Origin of the sequence: Pseudomonas sp. P7548, from assembly GCF_013386585.1 — a bacterium.
In the GTDB taxonomy this organism is placed as follows: Bacteria; Pseudomonadota; Gammaproteobacteria; order Pseudomonadales; family Pseudomonadaceae; genus Aquipseudomonas.
Window position 1 is genome coordinate 33,584 of the sequence record NZ_JACARO010000051.1, and the last position, 23,530, is coordinate 57,113.

Here is a 23,530-nt window from a genome sequence, read left to right on the forward strand (position 1 = left end):
GAACCAATACCAGCCGTTACCACAGCAACGGATATGTACGCGATCCCAACCCCCCCGGCACCCAAGAGACCGCCATCGCCGGCAAGCCGGCTCCTACCGTCTGAACGCCAGCCAACCTCTGCCGATTGGCATCAATAGTGCTTCTACACCCCCCAACCACGATGTTCTTGCACGCATATAGATAACATGTTAACTATTGCACCAGAACAACAAAAAGAAGCCACTGCGGAGACACCCCATGAGCATCCCACAGCATGCACACGACGGGCTCGACACCTGGAACCGCGACCTGCGCGCCGCCTGCGGTTACTTCGACACCGAACTGGCCTTCAACCGCTCCCTGTTCATCGGCGAAATCCGCGACCTCCCACGCGGCCTGGCCATCCTGCGCACCAATGCCGGGCTGATCAAACGCCCCGCGCACCACGCCGACCACGACAACGACCAGGACTGCTTCCTGGTCAGCCAACGCAGCGGTTACTCCCAGATCGTACAAAACGGCCAGACCCTGCAACTGGCCCCCGGCGAAATGCTGCTGATGGACTCGGTAGGCTCCATCGAAATCACCCCCTTCGGCCTGATCGAACACGCCTCCCTGTCACTGTCCCGCGCCGACGTGTGCAAACACCTGGGCGGCGATGCACGGGCCTTCGGCAAGATCTCCTCGACCAAAGCCTGCGGGCGCATGCTGCACGTGCTGATGGACCAACTGTGCAAGGACGACACCGCAGACGGCGCTGGCGAAGTGGAAGCGCTGCAAAGCGCCTTCGTCTCGCTGCTGGGCTCGGCCCTGGAGCAGGGTGACGAGTGCCGCGAGGGCGTGGCGGCGCTGCAGGGCAACAACCTGCGCAGCTACGTGCAGAAGGTCATTGATGAATCCCTCAGCCAACCAGGCTTGAGCCCGATCGGCCTGGCCAACCGCTTGAATATCTCGGTGCGGCACCTGTACCGCTTGTTCGAGGAACAGGACGACAGCGTCTGCCGTTACATCCAGCGCGCCCGCCTCAAGCGCAGCGCGGATGACCTGACCAACCCGTTCCTGCGCAGCGAATCGATCACCTCGATTGCCTACAAATGGGGCTTTACCGACTCGGCACATTTCAGCCGGTCGTTCAAGAAGCAGTTCGAAGTGTCGCCGAAGGATTTTCGGTCGAGCCGGATGCAAGCAGTTGGGGCATGAGCCTGCGTGTGCGATCTTGAAACCAAAACAGAACCATTGTGGGAGCGGTGTTCAGACTTCGGGGAGGGTCGCACCGCCGTCCACCACCAGGGTCTGCCCGGTGATGTAGCTGGCGAGGTCGGAGGCGAGGAACAGCATGGCGCCGGCAATATCCGCTGCCGCGCCCAAGCGTCCCAGCGGCACACGGCTGGCAATGGCGTCATTCAACGCCGCATCGCCCAGGTTGCCCATCGCCGGCGTGGCGATCATGCCCGGTTCCACACCGTTGACCCGCACATTCAACGGCGCCAGCTCCAGCGCCGCATTGCGGATAAACCCGTTGACCCCGGCCTTGGACGCCGCGTAATGGCTGAGCCCCGGGTAACCGACGCGGTTGCCGGTCACCGAAGACGTGACCAGCACACAACCCCGGCCCTGTTCGCGAAACGCCGGCAAGGCCGCCTGGGTCAGCCAGAACAGCGCCGACAGGTTGACCGCCAAGGTCCGTTGCAGGATCTCTGGCGTAATGTCTTCAAACGCCGTCAGCGGAAAATACCCGGCGTTGTGCACCAGGATATCCAGTTGCGGCAGCCGCTGAACGCACTCAAGCACTGCCTGTGAATCGGCCAGGTCGACACCCACTGCGTCGACGCGACAGCCCAGGGCCGACAGCTCGACGGCCACGGCCTGGGCCTGGGCCAGCAACCGGTCGGCAATCACCACCCGCGCGCCACGCCTGGCAAACGCCTCGACGATGCCCCGGCCGATGCCTTGGGCACCGCCGGTCACCAGCACCACGTGCCCGCTGAAATCCAGGTCATTCATCGGCATTCTCCAAGTGAGCAAAGGCCAATGTGGGCACATCGACAATGCTGGAACCACCGTCTGCCACCAACGTCGCCCCGGTGATGATCGACGCATCACGCGAGGCCAGGAAGCGGCACACCTTGGCGATCTCGTCGGCACTGGCCGCCCGGCGCAGCGGTACATCGGCGCAGACCCGGGCATAGGCCTGCTGCAAGGTCTCGCCATAGGCGTCCATCAACGGCTGCATTTCCGCATCCGCCATGGGCGTGCGCACCCAGCCCGGGCACACTGCGTTCACCCGCACGCCGTGCGGCCCGTAGTCCCGGGCCAGGGAGCGATTGAGCCCGAGCAGCGCATGCTTGGCCGTGGTGTAGCCGCACACTTCGGGGCCCGCCGCCAACGAGGCGATAGAGCCGATCAGTACGATGTTGCCCGCGCTGTCCTGCAACAGCGGCAGGCAGGCACGGGCGCTGTAGAACGCACTGTCCAGATTGCTGCGCAGGGCGCCTTCCCAGGTGGACGGGCTGGTCTGGGTGGCGCTGCCCAGGCCATGGCCACCGGCACAGGCCAGCAGCACATCGAGACGCCCGTACCGTTTGCGGATCTGGTCGATAAACCCCTCCCACGTGACCGGGCAGGCCGCGTCGCCCACCAGGATCAGGCCGCGCGTGTCCCGCGCCACCTGTTCCAGCGGTTCACGGCGGCGGCCGATCAGCACCACCTGCGCGCCTTCTTCGGCATACAGCCGGGCACAGGCCGCGCCGATGCCCGTGCCGGCACCGGTGATCACCACCGTGCGCGGCTCAGTCACGGGGGTATTCCGTGCGGTTGAGCACCTGGCAATAGGAACTCACCGGGAAGTTCGACAGCGCATCGAACGACGCCCCGGCATAGCCGAAGATCTTGCCGTCGCTGCGGTGCTGCTGCAGGTCGATCAGCACCAGGCCGAGGGTGGGCACGATCTTCTCTTGCCACACGAACAGGTACAGCTGCTCGGCGATCTTGTAGTAATGGCAGCGGTCGGTGTCGCACAGGCCTTGCTCCACGCCCTTGAGGCATTGCCAGGCATAGAAGCGTTCGTTGAGGTAGATGTGCTCGTAGACCTCGCTGGGGCTGTAGCGATAACGGTTGCGTAGGCCTACCAGTTCGTCGGTGGGCGCGTGCAAGCAATGGCCGGCTTGCCAGGGGCGGTCGAGACTGCCGTGCAGGAAATCAACCTCCACTGACGTCAGGGGCTTGCCGGCGAGGGCGCGATGGTAGAGGCCTTCATGGGTGTCGGCCTGATCCGGCAGGCGCCCGATCACTGCGGTGAAGGAGGCGTTGGGCGTGTCCAGCACCAGGCTGATCGACCAACTGTGCCCGGCCTCGTGCTTGATGAAGTCCACCAGGTACAGGCCCGGACGGATCGAGGTGGCGCGGTATGGCGCGCTGCCTGTGGAATGCCCGTCAGCGGCATGCCAGGCCAGGCGGTCCTGCTCGAAGCGGTGTTCGATCTGCCAGCCATTGGCAAAGTGCAGGGTGAATGTCTGGCCCGCCAGGTCGGCGAGGTTAGGCAGGATGAACGCGCCTGGGGCGAAGCCGTCGGCCAGTGCCCCTACGGTGATCCAGTCAGAAGAAGCGGTCATGGCGGCGCCTCCCTTACACGACGGCGAAGTAGTGTTTGACGAAGCTCTCGCTGACCACGTCCCACAGCACGGGCGTGCCTTTGGTCACGAACCAGCTGTCACCGGCCTTGTAGCGGGTGGTCTGGCCGGTGGATTCGTCGGTGAGCAGCACTTCGCCGGTGACCACGGTGGCTTGTTCGGCAAACGGATAGACCATGCGGAATTTGCCCCGGGTGGTGCCGAAATAGGCACTGCTGACCGGGTCGGTGGGCGCGCCGAAGGTCATCTTGCCGAAGGCACGCACCTCGCCTTCGAGGATCTCCGAGCCGAGGTCGGCCACGGTGCCCCAGGCGTCGAGTTCGCTGAGTTGGATATTGTGCTTGAGGGTCGTAAGGGTCATGGCAGTTGCTCCTGATGAATAATGTAGGAGCCCGGCTTGCCGGCGATGGCGTCCTAACGATCGCCATCGCCGGCAAGCCGGCTCCTACAGAGGGATAAAACGCCCAGGTGGGCGCGGGTTTAGCGGCGCCCGTTCCAGTAGCCGGAAAGCTGGTGCCAGGATTTGCCCGCCGTCAGCAACAGCGGACGAATCGCATCCTTGCCGAGGATGGTCGGGCGGTGGATCGAACTGACCAGGTCATAGCGCGCCGAGCCTTCGCTCATGCCTTCGGCCAGTACCTTGCAGATGATGTGGCTGGGGGTTACGCCAAAGCCCGAATAGCCCTGCACGAAAAACGCATTGCTGCGCCCCGGCAAGGTGCCGATCTGCGGGAACAGGTTGGGGCTGCACGCCATCGGCCCGCCCCAGGCCAGGTCGATTTTCACGTCCTTGAGGTAGGGGAAAATCTTCAGCATGAGCTGGCGGTTCCACGCCTTGAGGTCGCCGGGAATGTGTTCCACCAGCGGCGTGGCGGCGCCGAACAGCAGGCGGTTCTCGTTGGTGACGCGGTAGTAGTCGATCACCGGGCGGATATCGCTGTAGGCCCCGCGAATCGGGCTGATGCGCTGGATCAATTCTTCGGACAACGGCTCGGTCATCATCTGGAACGCGTAGGTATTGATGGTCGAGCGGTGCAGTTCCGGCTCCAGCTTGTTGAGGAAACTGTCACAGGCCCACAGCAGTTTGCTGGCGCGCACCGAACCCCGCCCGGTGCGCACGGTGATGCGTTCGCCGTAGCTGACTTCCAGGGCCGGGCTGTTCTCGAAGATCCGCACGCCATGCCCGGCCAGCGCGGTGGCTTCGCCCAGCAGCAGGTTCAGCGAATGCACATGGCCGCCGCCCATGTGCAGCAGGGCGCTGCTGTAGGCCTTGGAGCCGATGATCTGCTGCACGTCGGAGCCGCCGAGAAAGCGGATCTCGTGCTGGCTGTTGATCGACTTGAAGTCCTTCTCCCAGGCGCGCAGGGTTTTTTCCTGGCGGGCGTTGAAGCCCATGTAGCCGTAGCCGTGGCAGAAGTCCGCGTCGATGTTGTACTTGGCGATGCGGTTCTTGATGATGTCGGCGCCCAGGTCGCTGATCTCGAACACCTGGCGCAGGCCGTCTTCGCCGACGTCCTTCTTGATCTTCTCCAGGTCATGGCCGATGCCCGCCATGATCTGCCCGCCATTGCGACCGGTGCCGCCAAAGCCCAGGTAACGCGCTTCGAGCACCACGATGTTGGTGATGCCTTTTTCCGCGAGTTCCAGGGCCGTGTTGATGCCGGAGAAACCGCCGCCGATCACCACCACATCGGCGTCGACGTCCTGTTCCAGGGTGGGGAAGCTGAGGTTGTATTTCTTGGTGGCGGTGTAATACGTGGGGGTTTCGATGTTGATCATGGCGCAGCCTGAAAAAGTGAAGGAAGGCTCTAAAGCGGATGCCTCCATTAGGGGCCCTGGCGGGAGGGAAGTCTTGATCCTGCCTGCCCAGGCTTTTGATTCAGCGCGCCAGAGGCGCAGCGACAGACAAGTTATAGCGCGCTCGCGGGCAGGGAATGCTAGAGTTTCGTTAAATTATTAACTAAATACCCCGTGACCCTGATCCCTATGCCCAAACCTCGACAGTCCCTGACCCTGGCCTTGCTGCAAGCACGTGAGGCCGCGATGAGTTTTTTCCGCCCGTCCTTGAACGAACACGGCCTGACCGAACAGCAATGGCGCATCATCCGCATCCTTGAACAACACGGTGAGCTGGAGATTTACCAGTTGGCCGAACTGGCCTGCATCCTCAAGCCGAGCATGACCGGCGTGCTGGTACGCATGGAAACCGCCGGCATGGTGCACCGGCGCAAGGCCGAGCAAGACCAGCGCCGCGTGCTGGTGACCTTGGCCGACAAGGGCAAGGCGAGTTTTGAGTCCATGAGCCAATGCATGGAAGGCAACTACCAGCGTTTGCAGGATCAGTTGGGCGAAGCGAAGTTGCAGACCTTACTGGGCCTGCTGGATGACCTGAAAAACATCAACCTCAAGCGCTGAAGCAACACTACCCACCCCTGTAGGAGCCCGGCTTGCCGGCGATGGCGCCCTCAAGATCGCCATCGCCGGCAAGCCGGGCTCCTACAGGCGGTGATTCAGTACACGCTGCCTGCGTAGGTGGCCTCGGGAGTGCCCTTGAATTTCCCTGCCAGCGCCTGCAACCCGCGCATCAACACCGTGGTGTCCACACCCACTGCCACAAACGTCGCGCCCAACTCAATGTAGCGCCGCGCCAGGCTTTCATCGGCACTGAGGATCCCCGCCGCCTTGCCGGACTGCACGATGCGCCGAATGGCGCCCTCAATCGCCGCCTGCACTTCAGGGTGCGCTGGATTGCCTCGGTGCCCCAACGACGCACTCAAATCCGCCGGGCCGATGAACACGCCGTCCACGCCGTCCACGGCAGCAATCTCCTCCAGATTCGCCAGGCCTTCGCGGTTTTCGATCTGCACCAGCAGGCACATCTGTTCATCCGCCAGGTCGAGGTAACCCGGGATGCTGTTCCAGCGCGAAGCCCGCGCCAGGGCACTGCCCACCCCTCGAATCCCCTGGGGCGGATAATGCATGGCGCGCACCAGCTCGCGGGCCTGGGCAGCGCTTTCGACCATGGGCACCAGCAGGGTCTGGGCGCCGATGTCCAGCAGTTGCTTGATCAGCGCACTGTCGCCGATCACCGGGCGAATCAGCGCCTGGCTGGGGTAGGGCGCCACGGCCTGCAACTGGGCGAGCAGGCCTGGCAGCTGATTGGGCGCGTGTTCGCCGTCGATCAGCAGCCAGTCGAAACCGGCGTTGGCGGCCAACTCCGCGCAGTACGCATCAGCGAGGCCGAGCCACAGGCCTATCTGCACCTCACCGTTGTGCAGGCGTTGTTTGAAGCGGTTGATGGGCATGTCCATGGCAAACCTCCTGGGTTCAGACGAAGCGGCAGGCAATCGAGCCGAGCTGGTCGTAGTCGACGTGGAAGGTGTCGCCTGGGCGGGCTGCGACCGGGCGGGTGAAGGAACCGCCGAGAATCACCTGCCCGGGCAGCAGGGTCACGTCGTAGGGCGCCAGTTTGTTCGCCAGCCAGGCCACGCCCTTGGCCGGGTGGTTAAGCACCGCCGCCGACACCCCGGATTCCTCGATCACACCATTGCGGTACAGCACGGCCGGTACCTTGCGCAGGTCGATCTCGGTGGGTCGTACCGCACGGCCGCCCAGCACCACGCCTGCATTGGCGGCGTTGTCGGAAATGGTGTCGAACACCTTGCGCGTGGCGTGGGTGTGGGGGTCGATCTGCTGGATGCGCGCGTCGATGATCTCCAGTGCCGGGATCACCCACTCGGTGGCGTCGAGCACGTCAAACACGGTGCAGTTAGGGCCCTTGAGCGGTTTGCCGAGAATGAACGCCAGCTCCACTTCCACCCTTGGCACGATGAAGCGTTCGAAGGGAATGTCGCTGCCTTCGTCGAAGAACATGTCGTCGAGCAACGCGCCGTAATCCGGTTCGGTGATGTTCGACGACACTTGCATGGCTCGCGAGGTCAGGCCGATCTTGTGGCCCTTCAACGTGCGCCCGTCCTTGATCTTCTGCGCGACCCAGGCGCGCTGGATCGCGTAGGCGTCCTCGATCGTGATGCCGGGGTAGTCGAGGGAAAACTGGCGCACCTGTTCGCGGCTGCGTTCGGCGCGGTCCAGGTGGGCAGCGGCGGCGAGGATTTGCGGGGAGTCGAGCATGGCGACGGTCCTTAGTGTGGGTTGACGATGGCGGCGTGGGTGCGCAGCACCAGCAGGCCGCCGAGGGCGATAAACAGGGCGAGTACGTAGAGGGCCAGGCTGGCGCTCTGGGTGGCGTCGCGCATCCAGCCGATCAGGTAGGGCGCGAGGAACGCGGCGACGCTGCCGAACGAGCTGATCATGGCGATGCCGGCCGCCTGGGTGGTGTCCGATAGAAACGCCGGGGGCAGTTGCCAGAACATCGGCAATGCGGCGCTGGCGCCCATGCCGGCCACCACCAGCCCGGCCATCACCAGCAGTGGGTTGTGCGGTGCCAGGCCGGCCACGGCGATGCCGACGGCGGCCATCAGCAACGGCACGCACAGGTGCCAGCGACGTTCACGATGGCGGTCGGACGAACGCCCGCAACCGATCATGAAGAAACACCCGGCCAGGTACGGCACCGCGCTGAGCAGGCCCACCTGGCTGTCGCGGCCGATGCCGGCGCCGTGGATCAGCGTGGGCATCCAGAACGCCAGGGTGTTCACCGCCAGCATCACCGCGAAATACACCGCCACCAGCAGCCACACCTGGGGGTCGCGCAGGATGCCGCCGAACGAGGTGATGGTCTTGCGCTGTTCTTCGCTGCACAGTTGGGTACTCAGTTGCCGCTTTTGCTCGGCGGTCAGCCAGTGCACCGAATCGAAACTGTCCGGCAACCCCTTGAGCACCACCAGCCCCAGCAACACCACTGGCAGGCCTTCGATCAGGAACATCCACTGCCAGCCGCGCAGCCCGCCAACCTCATGGAAGTGTTCGAGGATCGCCCCGGACAACGGCCCGCCCAGCACGCCGGCCATGGGCACGGCGATGGCGAACAAGGCGGTGACCTGGGCGCGGCGACGAGCCGGGTACCAGCGGTTGAGGTACACCAGGATCCCCGGGAAAAACCCGGCCTCGGCCACCCCCAGCAAAAAGCGCAGCACATAGAAACCCCGGGCGCTCTCCACCCACAGCATGCCGGTGGACAACAGGCCCCACACCATCATCAGGCTAGCGACCCAGCGCCGGGGCCCGACGCGGTCCAGCGCCAGGTTGCTGGGCACGCCGAACAGTGCGTAGGCGATGAAGAACAGGCCGGCGCCAAAGCCGTAGACCGTGTCGCTGAAGTGCAGGTCGCTGCTCATCTGCATCTTGGCGAAGCCGATGTTGATGCGGTCCAGGTGGGCGAACAGGTAGCACACCAGCAACAGGGGCATCAGGCGCCAGGTGACTAAACGATGGGTGCGGTCGTGCTCGGCCAGCACGCGGCTGGCCGTGGTGTGGGCTGTGCTCATGATGTTGTACTTTTTGTCTGAGAGGCCGTGGATATAAATCCCTGTAGGGGCTGGCTTGTTGTGGCGAGCAAGCTTGCTTGCGCTGGGGGGCGAAGCGCCCCCAAAAAGCCGGCTCCAGCTGCGCTGTCGAACGGGACGATTCGACAAGCGTCCTCGCCACAACAAGCCAGTTCCTACAAGGGGGTGTGTTGGCTCAGGAAGGCGTGCACATTGTTCTGCTTGAAGTTGAGCTGCGGGTGCAGCTCGACCATCTCGAACGACAGCGCGAGTAAGCGTTGCGCCTGGAGTTCAGCGAAGTGCGTGGTGATCACCGCGAACACCGCCTCGGCCACCGCCTGGCGCGTGGGCAGGTCGCGGCCGTGGCCGACCTTGAGGGTCATGTGCACGAAGGCGTAGTCATGCTGACCGTCGGCCATGCGCCAGGTGTCCAGGCGCACGCCACGGCTGCGGATGCCGCCCAGGGGGAACACGCCACTGTCCCCCAGCACGCGGTGGACCTTGTCAAACAGGCCGGGCAGGTCGGCCTGTGGTTCGATGTTGTCGGTGTACTCGGCGATAAAGTGCGGCATGGGTTTCTCCCAGGGTTACAGCGGGAAAATCGCGTTGATCTGGCCGGTGCCCGAGCTGCCGAACGGCGGCGTGATGATCTCGGCCGGCTTGGCGTAATCCGGCCCGCCGAGCAGCCCCAGAAGCATGGCGGTGTCGTGCATCTTGCCCTCGCCGAAGCAGTGCTCGGCGTAGTCGGGCAGCATGGCGCAGAACTCTTTGAAGCGGCCTTGCTTCCACATTTCCACCACGTGCAGGTCCACCTGCTTGTCGAATTCGCGGGTCCAGTTATGGATGTTCGCTTCGGCCTGGCGGTCGTCCGAGAAACGGTGGGACAAGGAACCGGAAGCCAGCACCAGCACCTTGCGATCACTCTTCTCGATGGCCCGGCGCACGGCGGCGCCAAACGCAAAGCTGTCTTCCAGGCGATGCCAGGCGCACCAGGCGGCGATGGAGATGACCTTGAATTTTTCATCTTCCGGCACGCCCATGTGCATGTAGCGCATGGGCACCAGGGTGCCGTATTCCAGCTCCAGGCTCGGGATGTTGTGGGCCATGCTGCGCACGCCGGCTTCGTTGGCTTCGGCGGCGATCAACTCGCCCAGCTCGGGGCAGCCGGGGTAGGCGTACTCCATGTTCTTGATGAAGTGCGGCAGCTCGTTGCTGGTGTAGGTGCCCTGGAACTGCGCGCCGCAGTTGACGTGGTAACCGCTGTTGACCAGCCAGTGCACGTCGAACACCACGGCGGTGTCGGCGCCCAGCTCACGGGCACGCCGGCCGATCTCCTTGTGCCCGGCAATCGCCGCTTCGCGACAGCCGTGATGCTTGCCGGGCAGTTCCGACAGGTACATCGACGGTACGTGGCAGATCTTCGCCGCCAGGACCACTTCGCCCATGATGATTCTCCTGAATAATTATTCTTGTGATGGTAATGAGATCCTTGTGGGAGCCGGGTTATACCCCCCACCGCGGGATGTGATGGCTGCCCATGGAAATGCACACGTTCTTGATCTCGGCAAACACTTCGAAGCTGTATTGCCCACCCTCACGGCCGGTGCCGGAGCCCTTGACCCCACCAAACGGCTGGCGCAGGTCGCGCACGTTCTGGCTGTTGATAAATACCATGCCGGCTTCGATTCCGCGCGCCAGGCGGTGGGCCTTGCCGATGTCCTGGGTCCAGATGTAGGAGGCCAGGCCGTATTCGGTGTCGTTGGCCAGTTGCAAGGCTTCGGCCTCGTCCTTGAACGGGATCAGGCACACCACTGGGCCGAAGATTTCTTCCTGGGCGATGCGCATCTTGTTGTTCACGTCGGCAAATACGGTCGGCTGGATGAACTGGCCACGGCTCAGATGCGCCGGCAGGTTGGCCGGGCGCTCCAGGCCACCGGCGAGCAGGGTGGCGCCTTCTTCGAGGCCGATCTTGATGTAGCCGGTGACCTTGTCGTAATGCGCCTGGGTGATCATCGAGCCGACCTGGGTGTTCGGGTCTTGCGGGTCGCCGACGATCAAGCGTTTGGCGCGGGCGGCAAATTCGGCGACGAACTGCGGGTAGACGCTTTCCTGGATGAAAATGCGGCTGCCGGCGGTGCAGCGCTCGCCATTCAAGGAGAAGATGGTGAACAGTGCCGCGTCGAGGGCGCGTTCCAGGTCGGCGTCTTCGAAGATCAGCACCGGCGACTTGCCGCCCAGTTCCATGGAGTACTTCTTCAAGCCGGCGGTCTGCATGATCTTCTTGCCGGTGGCGGTGCCGCCGGTAAAGGAAATCGCCCGCACGTCGGGGTGACGCACCAGCGCATCACCGGCCGTGGCGCCGTAGCCCTGGATCACGTTGAGCACGCCGTTGGGAATCCCGGCTTCCACCGCCAGGCGCCCCAGTTCGTTGGCAGTCAGTGGTGACAGTTCCGACATCTTCAACACCGCCGTGTTGCCCAGGGCCAGGCATGGCGCGGTCTTCCAGGTGGCGGTCATGAACGGCACGTTCCACGGCGATACCAACCCGCACACGCCTACCGGTTGGTAGAGGGTGTAGTTGAGCATCTGGTCATCCACCGGGTAGCTGTGGCCGTCCATGCGTGTGCAGACTTCGGCGAAGAAATCGAAGTTGTGCGAAGCACGGGGGATCAGCACGTTCCTGGTCTGGTGGATCGGCAGGCCGGTGTCGAGGGTTTCCAGTTCGGCCAGGTGTGGCACGTTCTGCTCGATCAGTTCACCGAGCTTGCGCATCAGGCGTGCGCGTTCCTTGGCCGGGGTGTTGGCCCACTTGGGGAACGCATTCTTGGCGGCGGCGACCGCTTGGGCGACTTCTTCTGCGCCGCCGCTGGCTACCTCACCAATGGCTTCGCCGGTGGCCGGGTTGTAGTTGATGAATACGTCTTTGCTCTCGACCTCGCGGCCGTTGATCCAGTGTTTGATCATGTCGCTCACGCCTCTTTCCGGGCGGAGAAAAAGTCCGCCTCGCTGACAATTCGGTTGACCAGGCGGCCCACGCCTTCGACTTCCACCACCACTTCATCGCCGGGCACCACATCGGCCAGGCCTTCGGGGGTGCCGGTGGCGATCATGTCGCCGGGTTGCAGGGTCATGAAGCTCGACAGGTATTCGATGAGGTAGGGGATATCGAAAATCATGTCGCGGGTGCTGCCCTCCTGGCGCAGCTCACCGTTGATCCAGGTGCGCAGGGTCAGGTTGCTCGCATCGGGCACATCCGCCACGTCGACGATCCACGGGCCGACCGGGGTGGTGGCGTCGCGGTTTTTCACGCGCAGGTTGGGGCGGTAGTAGTTTTCCAGGTAGTCGCGGATCGCGTAGTCGTTGCACACGGTGTAGCCGGCCAGGTAGTCCAGGGCGTCGGCACGCTTGACGTTGCGCGCGGCCTTGCCGATGACCGCCACCAGCTCGCACTCGTAGTGCATGTAGGCAACGTTGTCCGGGCGCCAGGTGACCTGGCGGTGGCCGGTGTAGGTGCCGACGGACTTGATGAAGACCAGCGGTTCTGTCGGTGGGGTGAAGGCCAGTTCGGCGGCGTGGTCGGCGTAGTTCAAGCCCAGGGCGAACATGCTGCCGGTGGCCGGTGGTAGCCACTCGACCTGGTCCTCGGCGAGCAGGCGCGCGTCGCTCAGGCGCACGGCGTTGTCGGCCTCGACCGTCACGGCATGGATTTCATGTTCATAGCGGATGCGGGCGTGTTTCATGCTGGGGTCTCCGCCTGGATCTGGTTGGTCAGGCGACCTACGCCGCTGATCTCGACGTCAACCCTGTCGCCCGGCACTACATCCACGCGGCCTTCGGGCGTGCCGGTGATCAGCACGTCGCCAGGGTGCAGGGTCATGAACTCGCTGATTTCGGCGATCAACTGCGGGATGTCTCGCACCCAATTCGCGGTGGAGTTTTCCTGGCGCAGTTCACCGTTGACCCACAGTTTCAGGCTCAACTGATTGGCGTTTGCCACCTGATCACGTGGAACCAGTTGCGGCCCCAACGCGCAGAACCCATCGCGGCATTTGGCTTTGACGGCAGGGCGGTAGTAGCTGTCTTCCGGCAGGCTGAACTCGTTGACCACCACATAGCCGGCCACATGGGCCATGGCATTTTCCAGGCTGACACGGCTGGCGCGTTCGCCGATCACCACACCCAGCGCCGGGCCGGGTTGCAGGCGCTCGCCCTGGGGTTGCAACACCACGCCAGCGTGTTCGTTGCGGGTATTCGGGGTCTTGATAAACAGCACCGGCTGGGTGGGCGGCTTCTGGTAGGGCGCCTGCTGGAAGGCGGCGAGATGCTGGTCCAGCAGGCCCTGGTAGTTCAGCGCAACGCCGAACAGGGTGCCGCTGGCAACATCATGCAGGGTACGGCTCATGCGTTTCTCCTGGCGGTGGCGACTGCTGCATAGGCAGTTCGTTAATGTGTTAACGTTATAATTAATATGTTAACAACCGTCAAGCATGGCAAAATCCAGGCGCACTCCAATAACAACAAGGGGGCAGCGTGCAGCCTATTCCCAACATCAACATCGGGCAGGTCTACGACCAGCGTTACAGCGACGCCGAGGTGCATTACGACAAGCTCGGCAACCTGGCGGGTTTTTTCGGGCGCAACATGCCCGTGCACCGGCATGACCGGTTTTTCCAGGTGCATTACGTGAAGAGTGGCGCGGTGCGGGTGTATCTGGATGACCGCCAGTACGTGGAATCGGGGCCGATGTTTTTTCTCACGCCGCCCACCGTGCCCCACGCCTTCGTCACCGAAGCGGACGCCGACGGCCATGTGCTGACGGTGCGCCAGCAATTGGTGTGGGCCTTGATCGACGCCGACCCCAGCCTGGCCTCCGGCGCCGCTTGTGTGGCGTTGACCGCCGGCGACCAGGGGCTGGATGCGCTGTTCGAAGACTTGAACGACGAGATCAACGCCCAGCGGCCCGGGCGCGCCGCCGCGCTGGACAGCCTCACGCGGCTGATCATGCTTCGCCTGCTGCGCCTGTGCGCCCATTCCTTGCCGTCACGCCCGACGCGGCACGAAGACCTGCGCATCTTTCATCGCTTCAACGAACTGATCGAGGCCCATTACCTGGAGCACTGGCCGCTGGCGCGCTACGCCGAGGGGATCGGCGTGACCGAGGCGCGCCTCAATGAGGTCTGCCGACGCCTGGCCGACCTGCCGTCCAAGCGCTTGATCCTGGAACGGGTGATGCAGGAAGCCAAGCGCCTGCTGCTGTTTACCGGCAGCTCGGCCAACGAAATCTGCTACCAGCTGGGGTTCAAGGACCCGGCCTATTTCAGCCGGTTTTTCCTTCGTTATGCGCAGGTGACGCCGGGGGAGTATCGGCTGCGGCAGTCGGGTTTGCGCTGACATCCCAGGCGCCGCCCAGCGCCGTGTACAGGTTCACCTCCGCCACCAGCTGCGCCAGCCGGTCGACGATCAGCGCCTGCTGGGAGGCGAACAGCGACCGCTGCGCATCGAGGAACGTCAGGTTGCTGTCGACGCCGCTGCGGTAGCGGTGCTGCGCCAGGTCGTAGTAGGCCTGGTTGGCGGCGACGAAATCACGTTGCGCGGCCAACTGGTCGTTGAAGGTCTGGCGCGCAGCGAGGCCGTCGGCGACTTCCTGGAAGGCGGTCTGGATGGACTTTTCGTACTGCGCCACGCCGATGTCTTTTTGCAGCTTCGCGTAGTCGAGGCTGGCGCGCAGGCTGCCGGCGTTGAAGATCGGCAGGTTGATCTGCGGCTGGAATGTCCAGGTGCCCGCACCGCCCTTGAACAGCCCCGACAGTTCGTTGCTGGTGCTGCCGGCGTTGGCGGTCAGGCTGATCGACGGGAAGAATGCTGCCCGGGCGGCGCCGATGTTCGCGTTGGCCGCCTGCAGCTGGTATTCGGCTTGCAGGATGTCCGGGCGCCGTCGCAGCAGGTCCGACGGCAGGCCGGCCGGCACGCGTGCCACCAGGTCGTCGGCCAGCGGGCGTGACGGCAGGCGCTCATCCACCGGGCCGCCAACCAGCAGCGTGAGGCTGTTGAGGTCCTGGGCCACTTGGCGTTCATAACGGGCCACGCTGGCACGGGTGCTCTCGACCGCGGTGCGGGCTTGCACTGCATCCAGCGCCGAGGCTTTGCCGGCGCTTTTGCTGCGGCGGGTCAGCTGCCAGCTGTGATCGTTGGCGACCAGCGTCTGCTGGGCCAGGGCCAGCAGTTCCTGATCAGCGCGCCAGGTCAGGTAGGCATTGGCGACGTTGGCCACCAGGCTCAATTGTGCACTGCGGCGTGCCTCTTCGGTGCCCAGGTAGGTGAGCATCGCCTGTTCACTGAGGCTGCGCACGCGGCCGAACAGGTCCAGCTCATACGCGCTGATGCCCAGGGTGGCGGAATAGTTGGAAGTGATCGCGGGCTTGCCGGTACCGGTGACGTCGCCCGGCAGCCGCTGGCGTTTGCCGGCCCCCGTGGCAGACACCGCCGGGAACAGGTCCGCACGCTGGATGCGGTATTGCGCCTGGAAGGCCTCCACATTCAGCGCTGCCACCCGCAGGTCGCGGTTATTGGCCAATGCGTCGCCGATCAACTGCTGCAGGGCCGGGTCGTGGAACAGTTGTCGCCAGTCCGGCGTGATTGCCACGGTGCCAGCCTGCGCCAGGCGGTAAATGCCATTCTGCGGGAACTGTGCCGGCACCGGCGCCTCGGGGCGCTGGTACTCGGGGATCAACGAACAGCCGCCAAGCATCCAGGCCAGGCCAACGCCGGTAAGGGTCAGTCTGTTCATCAGGCGCCCACCATCCATTTGGCCAGGCCATGGCGGCCGCTCACGCCCAACTTGGCGGCGGCGCGCTTGAGGTAGGTCTCGATCGAGCTGTTTTTCACGCTGAGTTTTTCCGCCATTTGCGGCACGGTGCCGCCGGTCAGCAAGCCCAGGCACACTTCCTGCTCCCGGGCCGACAGGGTGATGTCGCTGAGGGACAAGCGTTTGTAGAACTCACGTTGCAACTGTGACTGTTCCAGCAAGCGGTGCGCAGGTTCAGTGGAGGCGGGCGGCGCCTGACGCAGGATCTGTGCGTGGCGCTCCATCAACGGCAACAGCGTCTCCGACAGGCTCTTGAGAAACGACAGTTCCGCCAGGGAAAATCCGCGCTGGCCCGGCAAACGGTACAGCGAAATCACACAGCGCCGGTTGCCCTGGCGTGACACCAGGTTGCACTGGTGCGACGTGCCGCGCAGGTGCGTGCTCTTGGCCTTGGCCTTCATCTGGATCAGCAGCGGGTCCTGCATGCCGAGCATTTCCCGCAGCAGCGGGTGGTCGTTGAGCGAATGCAGTGTCTGGGACGTCGGCAGGTCCTTGTTCAGGCCCGCACTGCCCAGCAGCTTGATGTCGAGCGCGCTGTCGCGAGGTTCGTCGAGGGTCCATTCACTCAAGTCCACCAGGTGAATCGGCACCCATTTGTCCACGAGGTGCAGCATCTTGCTGGCAAATTCCTCGTGGCCGCTGGTGGAAATCAACTCGCCCATTTCGGCGTAGAAATGCGGGCTTTCCGTGTTGTTGATGCTGCGCGTCAAACTCATAGCCATCTCATCCTTGAAGTCGTACACCGTCAACGGACTCCCTGGGCCTCTGCGGGGTCGATCCGTTCCTCATGAACGTGAGTCGGCGCTCGAGATGTCATTTAGCCAGGGGATTTGTCCTACGTATGTAGCGGGAACGTGGGACACAAGCTGCCATAAAAACATCGTCATTAATTCGACGTTTCTGACGGCCTATTCCGCCGAAGAAATTTCACTCGGGGTATTTAGAGTTTTTTAACTATATGAAAAATAAAGTAAAAAATTATATGTGGGGCAAATTTGGTAAAGGTGACATCGGCCAGATATAGCCAATTTCCTACACTCATTTAATCGATTCAGCAGTGAACCATCAGCAGGCCCCGTTTCCATCCGTTTGGGTGTCCGGGTTTCGGGTGACAGACAGTCCCCCACCCCTATGCTCAAATCCGGCAATTTCGGCCTCCCTGCGCGGCCAGTGCCTGCCCCCCATGAGAAGGATCTTATGAAGCATTTCCCCAGCCTGCCGGCCAGCTTCCCCCTCACCGCTGCGCAACAGGACATCTGGCTCGACCAACTGCGTGCAGGCGACTCACCGCTGTACAACATCGGCGGTTATGTCGATTTCGCCGGCGCGGTGGTGCCTGATCGGATTCAGCGCGCCATCGAGCAGTTGGTCGCCAAGCACGACGCCTTGCGTACCCAATTGCACAGCGATGCCGATGGCCTGCCCCGGCAAACCTTCGTCAGCGAATTGCCGGTCGAAGTGGCCCTGCATGATTTTTCCGCGCTGCCCGACCCGTCGGCCGCCGCCCAGGCCTTGATGCAGGCGCATATGGCCCGGCCGTATACCATGGAGGGAGAGCCGCTGTTCCGGTTTTTCCTGGTCAAGCTCGACGACAACCACTATCGCCTGGGCACGCAAGCTCACCACCTGATCCTCGACGGCTGGGGCTTCGGCCAAATGCTGCAATCCCTGGCCCGCTTGTACACCGACCTGGAGCACGGGCGGCAACCCGAGCCGCTGGCGCCGTCCTATGTCGACTTTATCGAGGCCGACCAGCGTTACCATCAGTCGCCACGCTACGCCCGTGACCGTGCCTATTGGCTGGGCAAGTACCAGGCGCTGCCGGAGCCGTTGCTCACACCCCGGCACAGCGCGCAAACCGCCAGTAATACCCTCGTGCAAGCGTTTCCCGTGGCCTTGCTCGACCGCATGGAGCACGTGGCCAACCGTTACCAGGCGTCGGCGTTCCATGTGCTGCTGGCGGCGATGTACGTGTATTTCACCCGTACTCACCAGCGCGATGAGTGGGCAGTGGGGTTGCCAATCCTCAATCGCTCCAACGCACGGTTCCGTTCCACCGTCGGGTTGTTCACCCAGGTCAGTGCGGTGCGTTTTCAGTTCAGCGAAGCGCTGCCGTTCAGCGCCCTGGTGCGCGGTGTGCGTGACCAGCTCAAGCAGGACTTCCGCCACCAGCGCTTCCCCTTGAGCGAGATGAACCGCGAACTGGGCCTGCGCCGTGCGGATCGCGGCCAGTTGTTCGACCTGTCGGTTTCGTTCGAGCAGGACGACCATGATCTGCGCTACGGCCAGGTCCAGGCGCGGGCGGTCAAGGTGTCCAACCTGCATGAGCCGCTGCCCCTCGCCATCCACTTGCGCAGCAACCGCTACCAGGACACTGCGTGCCTGCATTGCGTTTACAACGAAGCCTATTTGCAGCACGACGAAGTCCAGGCACTGGCGCAACGCTTTACCTGGTTGCTGGAACAGGGACTGGAAGACACCGGGTTGAAAGTCGGCGAATTCTCCCTCGTGACGCCTGCTGAACAGGCGCTGCTGCAACGGTGGAACGCCACCGCCCAACCCAACAGTGAACCCCAGACCCTGCACGGGCGTATCGAGGCCCAGGCGGCCCGTACACCGGAGGCCATCGCGGCGATTTACCAGGGCCGGAACCTGACCTACGCCCAGCTCAATCAACAAGCCAATGCGTTGGCCCATCGCCTGCTGGAACACGGCGTGAAACCGGATGACCGCGTGGTGATCCTGGCCCGGCGCAGCCTGGAAACCCTGGTGGGGTTGCTGGCGATTCTCAAGTCCGGCGCCTGCTATGTGCCGGTGGACCCGGCGCATCCGGCCGAGCGCCTGAATTACCTGGTGCAAGACAGTGCCCCGGTGGTGGTGCTGACCCAGCACGACCTGCTGCACCGGCTGCCGGCATCGAACGTGCCGGTGATCGAACTGGACCGCCCGACCTTCCACCTGGGCAGCAACCCCCGGGTGGCCGTCACCTCGTCCAACCTGGCCTATGTGATCTACACCTCGGGCTCCACGGGCTTGCCCAAGGGCGTGATGGTCGAGCACCACACCGTGTCGAACCTGGTGGACTGGCACTGCCAGGCGTTCCACCTGCACGCCGGCAGCCACACCGCCAGCGTCGCCGGGTTCGGCTTTGACGCGATGGCTTGGGAAGTCTGGCCGGCGCTGTGCGTGGGCGCGACGTTGCACCTGCCACCCGCCCACGAGGGCGCAGAAGACATCGACGCGCTACTGAGCTGGTGGCAAGCGCAGCCGCTGCACGTGTGCTTCCTGCCCACGCCCGTGGCCGAGTACGCCTTCAGCCAGCGCCTGGAACACCCGACCCTGCACACGTTGCTGATCGGCGGTGATCGCCTGCGTGCGTTCACTCGGGCGCAGACGTTTGATGTGATCAACAACTATGGGCCCACCGAGGCCACGGTGGTCGCGACGTCGGGCCGCGTGGACATCGGCCGGCCGTTGCACATTGGCGGGCCGATCGCCAATGCCCGGGTGTACCTGCTCGACGAGCAACAGCGCCCGGTGCCGCTCGGCGCGGCGGGGGAACTCTACGTAGGCGGCAAGGGGGTGGCGCGGGGTTACCTGAACCGCCCCGAACTCAGCGCCGAGCGCTTCCTCGACGACCCCTTCAACGAGGGCCGCATGTACCGCACCGGCGACCTGGCGCGCTGGCTGCCCGACGGCAACCTCGACTACCTGGGGCGCAACGATGACCAGGTGAAAATCCGTGGGGTGCGAATCGAGCTGGGCGAAATCGAATCGGCCCTGACGACCCATCTCCAGGTCCAGGAAGCCGTGGTGCAGTACCGCGACGGTCAACTGCTGGCCTGGTTCGTCCCGCGTGAACCGGTGGCCATCGAAGCCCTGCGAGCTCATTTGCAGGGCACGTTGCCGGACTACATGCTGCCGGCGGCCTACATGGCACTCGATACGCTGCCGCTGACCGCCAACGGCAAGCTCGACCGCAAGGCCCTGCCGGCGCCGACCCAGGAGGCCTTCGTCACCCGCCGCTATGAAGCGCCGCTCCCCGGCGTGGAAACCCTGCTGGCAGAGATCTGGGCCGAGCTGTTGCAGGTGCAGCAGATCGGTCGTCATGACCATTTCTTCGAGCTGGGCGGGCATTCGTTGCTGGCGGTGCAACTGGTGCAGCGCATGCGCCAGGTGGGGTTGCGCGCCGATGTGCAGGTGCTGTTCGGCCAGCCGACCCTGGCGGCGTTGGCGGCGGCGAGTGCGGCCGGCGACGTGGAAGTGGACGAACTGGCCGGCCCGGACCCTGCCAGCCTGGCGCGCATTGTCGCGAGCATTCCCGGTGGTGCGGAAAACATACAAGACATCTACCCACTGGCCCCGTTGCAGGAAGGCTTGCTCTACCACCACATCACCGATGAACACGACCCGTATCAGCAGCAGGCCCTGTTCAGCTTTGCCCGTCGCGACCAGTTGGAGGCTTTTGCGCAAGCCCTGCAACAGGTGATCAACCGCCACGATATCCTGCGCACCAGCCTGGTCTGGGACGCGCTCGAACAACCGATGCAAGTGGTGTGGCGCACCGCGCAGTTGCGTGTCGAACCCATGGGCGAACACCCTGCGCCGCTGGACCTGCGCCAGGCGCCGCTGATGGCCCTGGACTACGCCGAAGAACCCCACGCGCAACGCTGGGTCGCGCGGCTGCGCTTCCACCATTTGGTCAATGACGCCACGTCCACCGCGATCCTGATGCAGGAAATCCGTGCCCACTTGCTGGGCCAGCAGGCGCAGCTGCCGGCGCCGGTGCCGTATCGCAACGTGGTGGTGCAGGCCCGCTCACCGGCCCGGCAAGCAGCGCACGAGGGGTTTTTCCGCGAGCAGCTGGGGGGCGTGGACGAGCCGACCCTGGCGTTTGGCTTGCAGGAGCGCCAGGCGGATCGGGCACAGACCGAAGAGGCTGAACACCCATTGAGCGATCAGCTCAATCAGCGCTTGCGCAGCCAGGCGCGTGGCCTGGGGGTCAGCGTCGCCAGCCTGTTCCACCTGGCCTGGGCCCAAGTACTCGGCCGGGTCAGCAGTCGTGACGACGTGGTGTTCGGCACCGTGTTGCTCGGCCGCTTGCAGGCGGGTGAGGGCGCCGATCGCGCCCTGGGCATGTTCATCAACACCTTGCCCTTGCGCTTGCGGTTGGCCGGCCAGAGCGTGGTCGATGCACTGCGCGACACCCACGCGCGGCTCAGCGCGTTGCTGGTCCACGAGCAGGCGTCCCTGGCCCTGGCCCAGCGTTGCAGCAGCGCCTCGCCGCTGTTCAACAGCCTGCTCAACTACCGCCACACTGATGCCGAGCGCGACTTGACCCTGGTGCCGGGCATCGCCTTGATCAGCAGCGAAGACATCCTCAGCTACCCGCTGATGCTCACTGTGGATGACACCGCCAGTGGCTTCCTGATCAAGGCCAAGGCCCCGCGCAAGGTGGGGGCCGAGCGCCTGCTGGACTACCTGGAAACCGTGCTGATCCACCTGGCAGACGCGCTGGAGCAAGCGCCGCAAACGCCATTGCGCGAGGTGCCGGTGTTGCCCGCCGGTGAACTGAACACCCTGCTGCTGGACTTCAACGCCACCGAGACCGACTACCCCGACACCCTCACCGTGCAAGCGCTGTTCGAAGCCCATGCGCGGCATACTCCCCACGCCATTGCCGTGCAGGCCGGCGAGCGGCAGCTCACTTATCGCGAACTCAACGAGCACGCGAACCGGCTCGCCTTCTACCTGCGCGAGCGCGGTGTGCAGCCGGACGCGCGGGTGGCGCTGTGCGTCGAACGCGGGCTGGACCTGGTGGTGGGCTTGCTGGCCATTCTCAAGGCGGGCGGCGCCTATGTGCCGCTTGACCCGGGCTACCCCCGCGAGCGGCTCGCCTACATGCTGCAAGACAGCCAGCCGGTGGCGCTGCTGGTGCACGCGGCGACCCGTGACCTTACGGGTGACGTATCGATTCCGGTCATCGACTTCGACCACTGCGCCTGGAGCCAGGCGCCCAGCGGCAACCCGTTGGTGCCGGGCCTGAGCGTCGCCAACCTGGCATACGTGATGTACACCTCCGGCTCCACCGGCACGCCCAAGGGCGTGATGATCGAGCATCGCGGCCTGGGCAACCTGATGCACTGGGGCTCCCGGCTGTGCCCGAACGCTGAAGGCGGGGCGTTGTTGCAGCGTGCGCCGTTCAGCTTCGACGGTTCGGTGTGGGAGCTGTTCTGGCCGCTCACCAACGGCATGCGCCTGGTGCTGGCGCGGCCCGACGGCCACCGCGAACCGGCTTACCTGGCGCAGGTGATTCGCGAGCAGCAGATCACGGTGATCAAGTTTGTGCCGGCGATGTTGCAGCAGTTCCTTGAGTTGGAAGAGTCTGCCTTGTGCACCAGCCTCACTGACGTGCTGTGTGGCGGTGGCGAACTCACCGAAGCCCTTGCCCGGGGCGTGCAGGCCCGCTTGCCCAACGTGCGTTTGCATAACGTCTACGGCCCGACCGAAGCCACGGTGGACAGCAGCGCCTGGACGCTGGAGCCCGGCGCGCCGGTGCCGGCGTTGCAGTTACCGATTGGCCGGGCGATAGACAACACGCGCCTGTATGTGCTCGATGAGCACGATGCGCCAGTGCCGATGGGTGTCAGCGGCCAACTGCACATTGGTGGGGTAGGGGTTGCCCGTGGTTACCTGGGGTTGGTGCAACTGACGGCCGAGCGCTTTATCGACAGCCCGTTTGTCGAGGGTGATCGCCTGTATCGCACCGGCGACCTGGTGCGTTATCTGCCGGATGGCAACCTCGAATTCCTTGGGCGCAATGACTTCCAGGTGAAGTTGCGCGGGGTGCGCCTGGAGCTGGGGGAAATCGAGTCACGGTTGGCGGCGCACCCGGCGTTGCGCGAAGTGGCGGTGTTGATCCGGGACGAGCGCCTGGTGGCGTATTTCACCGTGCGAGGGGAAGCGCCGACGTTGGAGGCGTTGCGCACACATGTGCTGGCGCAGTTGCCCGAGTACATGGTGCCGGCGGCGTTTGTGCAGTTGGAGGCGCTGCCACTGAATCCGGCGGGCAAGCTGGACCGCAAGGCCCTGCCGGAGCCGGGGTTGGAGTCGGTGCTCAGTCGGGCTTATGAAGCGCCGGTTGGCGAGGTGGAAACCTTGATGGCGGGCATCTGGGCCGATGTCCTGAAGCTGGAGCGGGTGGGGCGGCATGACCACTTCTTCGAGTTGGGTGGGCATTCGTTGCTGGCGGTGAACTTGGTGGCCCGCTTGCGCAAGGCGGGGTTGGAGGTGGATGCGCGCACGTTGTTCAGCCAGCCGACGTTGGCGCAATTGGCGGCTTGCACGGTGGCCCAGGTGCAGCGGGTGGAAGTGCCTGAGACTGCCATTCCGCAGCTCAATCGCCGGCGTCGTATCTAAGGCCTGGCACAAACTGTAGGAGCCGAACGCACACTGTGGGAGCTGGCTTGCCTGCGATGGCGGTTTGTTCGTGTACATATCCATTGCTGCGGTAACGGCTACTTAGGGTTCCGCTCTTACAGCGGGTCACTTTTTGAAGAGCGCAAAAAGTAACCAAAAACGCTTCGCCCCACCACTCGGCACCTCGCCTAGG

19 protein-coding genes are annotated in these 23,530 nt (G+C 64.1%); 4 read left to right on the forward strand and 15 right to left on the reverse strand.

Annotated elements, in window-relative coordinates; all coding sequences use genetic code 11:
- Positions 1 to 238: 238 nt before the first annotated feature.
- Entirely contained in the window at positions 239 to 1,180 is a 942-nt protein-coding gene (feaR, locus tag HX803_RS20955; RefSeq protein WP_178923137.1) for a transcriptional regulator FeaR, read from the forward strand.
- A gap of 51 nt (positions 1,181 to 1,231) precedes the next feature.
- Here feaR and HX803_RS20960 read toward each other — a convergent pair whose 3' ends face one another.
- From HX803_RS20960 to HX803_RS20980, 5 genes are all read right to left on the reverse strand, one after another.
- Positions 1,232 to 1,984, reverse strand: coding sequence for an SDR family oxidoreductase (locus HX803_RS20960; RefSeq protein ID WP_372339933.1), 753 nt, complete (start codon positions 1,982 to 1,984; stop codon positions 1,232 to 1,234).
- Positions 1,977 to 2,777, reverse strand: coding sequence for an SDR family oxidoreductase (locus HX803_RS20965; RefSeq protein WP_178923141.1), 801 nt, complete (start codon positions 2,775 to 2,777; stop codon positions 1,977 to 1,979). Before HX803_RS20965 ends, HX803_RS20960 begins: the two co-directional genes overlap by 8 nt.
- Complete coding sequence (locus HX803_RS20970) at positions 2,770 to 3,591, reverse strand: molybdenum cofactor biosynthesis F family protein (RefSeq protein WP_178923143.1); 822 nt, start codon at positions 3,589 to 3,591, stop codon at positions 2,770 to 2,772. The genes HX803_RS20965 and HX803_RS20970 overlap by 8 nt, the downstream gene beginning before the upstream one ends.
- Positions 3,592 to 3,604: 13 nt before the next feature.
- Entirely contained in the window at positions 3,605 to 3,970 is a 366-nt protein-coding gene (locus tag HX803_RS20975; RefSeq protein WP_178923144.1) for a cupin domain-containing protein, read from the reverse strand.
- 119 nt (positions 3,971 to 4,089) lie between these two features.
- Positions 4,090 to 5,388 carry an FAD-binding oxidoreductase gene (locus HX803_RS20980; RefSeq protein WP_178923146.1) on the reverse strand — a complete coding sequence of 433 codons (1,299 nt, stop codon included), beginning with the start codon at positions 5,386 to 5,388 and terminating at the stop codon, positions 4,090 to 4,092.
- 207 nt (positions 5,389 to 5,595) lie between these two features.
- On the opposite strand from HX803_RS20980, the gene hpaR reads away from it, so the two are divergent.
- Entirely contained in the window at positions 5,596 to 6,024 is a 429-nt protein-coding gene (gene hpaR / locus HX803_RS20985; protein ID WP_178923148.1) for a homoprotocatechuate degradation operon regulator HpaR, read from the forward strand.
- Between the two features lie 95 nt (positions 6,025 to 6,119).
- On the opposite strand, the gene hpaI is transcribed toward hpaR, so the two are convergent.
- From hpaI to HX803_RS21025, 8 genes are all read right to left on the reverse strand, one after another.
- On the reverse strand, positions 6,120 to 6,920 hold the full coding sequence (gene hpaI, locus HX803_RS20990; RefSeq protein ID WP_178923150.1) for a 4-hydroxy-2-oxoheptanedioate aldolase: 801 nt from the start codon (positions 6,918 to 6,920) through the stop codon (positions 6,120 to 6,122).
- Between the two features lie 16 nt (positions 6,921 to 6,936).
- Positions 6,937 to 7,740 carry a 2-oxo-hept-4-ene-1,7-dioate hydratase gene (gene hpaH / locus HX803_RS20995; protein ID WP_178923152.1) on the reverse strand — a complete coding sequence of 268 codons (804 nt, stop codon included), beginning with the start codon at positions 7,738 to 7,740 and terminating at the stop codon, positions 6,937 to 6,939.
- Between the two features lie 11 nt (positions 7,741 to 7,751).
- On the reverse strand, positions 7,752 to 9,056 hold the full coding sequence (locus tag HX803_RS21000) for an MFS transporter (protein WP_178923154.1): 1,305 nt from the start codon (positions 9,054 to 9,056) through the stop codon (positions 7,752 to 7,754).
- Positions 9,057 to 9,229: 173 nt separating this feature from the next.
- Positions 9,230 to 9,625: a 5-carboxymethyl-2-hydroxymuconate Delta-isomerase gene (locus HX803_RS21005; RefSeq protein WP_178923156.1), complete on the reverse strand. Its 396-nt coding sequence runs from the start codon at positions 9,623 to 9,625 to the stop codon at positions 9,230 to 9,232.
- Positions 9,626 to 9,640: 15 nt separating this feature from the next.
- Positions 9,641 to 10,498 (reverse strand): 3,4-dihydroxyphenylacetate 2,3-dioxygenase, encoded by an 858-nt coding sequence (hpaD, locus tag HX803_RS21010; protein ID WP_178923158.1) that lies wholly within the window; start codon positions 10,496 to 10,498, stop codon positions 9,641 to 9,643.
- A gap of 58 nt (positions 10,499 to 10,556) precedes the next feature.
- Complete coding sequence (gene hpaE / locus HX803_RS21015; RefSeq protein WP_178923228.1) at positions 10,557 to 12,017, reverse strand: 5-carboxymethyl-2-hydroxymuconate semialdehyde dehydrogenase; 1,461 nt, start codon at positions 12,015 to 12,017, stop codon at positions 10,557 to 10,559.
- A 5-nt stretch (positions 12,018 to 12,022) separates the two neighbouring features.
- Positions 12,023 to 12,793, reverse strand: coding sequence for a fumarylacetoacetate hydrolase family protein (locus HX803_RS21020; protein ID WP_178923169.1), 771 nt, complete (start codon positions 12,791 to 12,793; stop codon positions 12,023 to 12,025).
- Positions 12,790 to 13,455 carry a fumarylacetoacetate hydrolase family protein gene (locus HX803_RS21025; RefSeq protein ID WP_178923173.1) on the reverse strand — a complete coding sequence of 222 codons (666 nt, stop codon included), beginning with the start codon at positions 13,453 to 13,455 and terminating at the stop codon, positions 12,790 to 12,792. The genes HX803_RS21020 and HX803_RS21025 overlap by 4 nt, the downstream gene beginning before the upstream one ends.
- Positions 13,456 to 13,583: 128 nt before the next feature.
- On the opposite strand from HX803_RS21025, the gene hpaA reads away from it, so the two are divergent.
- Positions 13,584 to 14,444, forward strand: coding sequence for a 4-hydroxyphenylacetate catabolism regulatory protein HpaA (hpaA, locus tag HX803_RS21030; RefSeq protein ID WP_178923174.1), 861 nt, complete (start codon positions 13,584 to 13,586; stop codon positions 14,442 to 14,444).
- Here hpaA and HX803_RS21035 read toward each other — a convergent pair.
- Together HX803_RS21035 and HX803_RS21040 are read right to left on the reverse strand one after the other, a co-directional pair.
- Positions 14,371 to 15,840: an efflux transporter outer membrane subunit gene (locus HX803_RS21035; RefSeq protein ID WP_178923176.1), complete on the reverse strand. Its 1,470-nt coding sequence runs from the start codon at positions 15,838 to 15,840 to the stop codon at positions 14,371 to 14,373. The genes hpaA and HX803_RS21035 overlap by 74 nt on opposite strands.
- On the reverse strand, positions 15,840 to 16,634 hold the full coding sequence (locus HX803_RS21040) for a helix-turn-helix transcriptional regulator (RefSeq protein WP_178923178.1): 795 nt from the start codon (positions 16,632 to 16,634) through the stop codon (positions 15,840 to 15,842). The genes HX803_RS21035 and HX803_RS21040 overlap by 1 nt, the downstream gene beginning before the upstream one ends.
- Before the next feature lie 481 nt (positions 16,635 to 17,115).
- Between HX803_RS21040 and HX803_RS21045 the strand changes: the two genes are divergently transcribed.
- Positions 17,116 to 23,337, forward strand: coding sequence for a non-ribosomal peptide synthetase (locus tag HX803_RS21045; RefSeq protein WP_178923180.1), 6,222 nt, complete (start codon positions 17,116 to 17,118; stop codon positions 23,335 to 23,337).
- Positions 23,338 to 23,530: the final 193 nt, after the last annotated feature.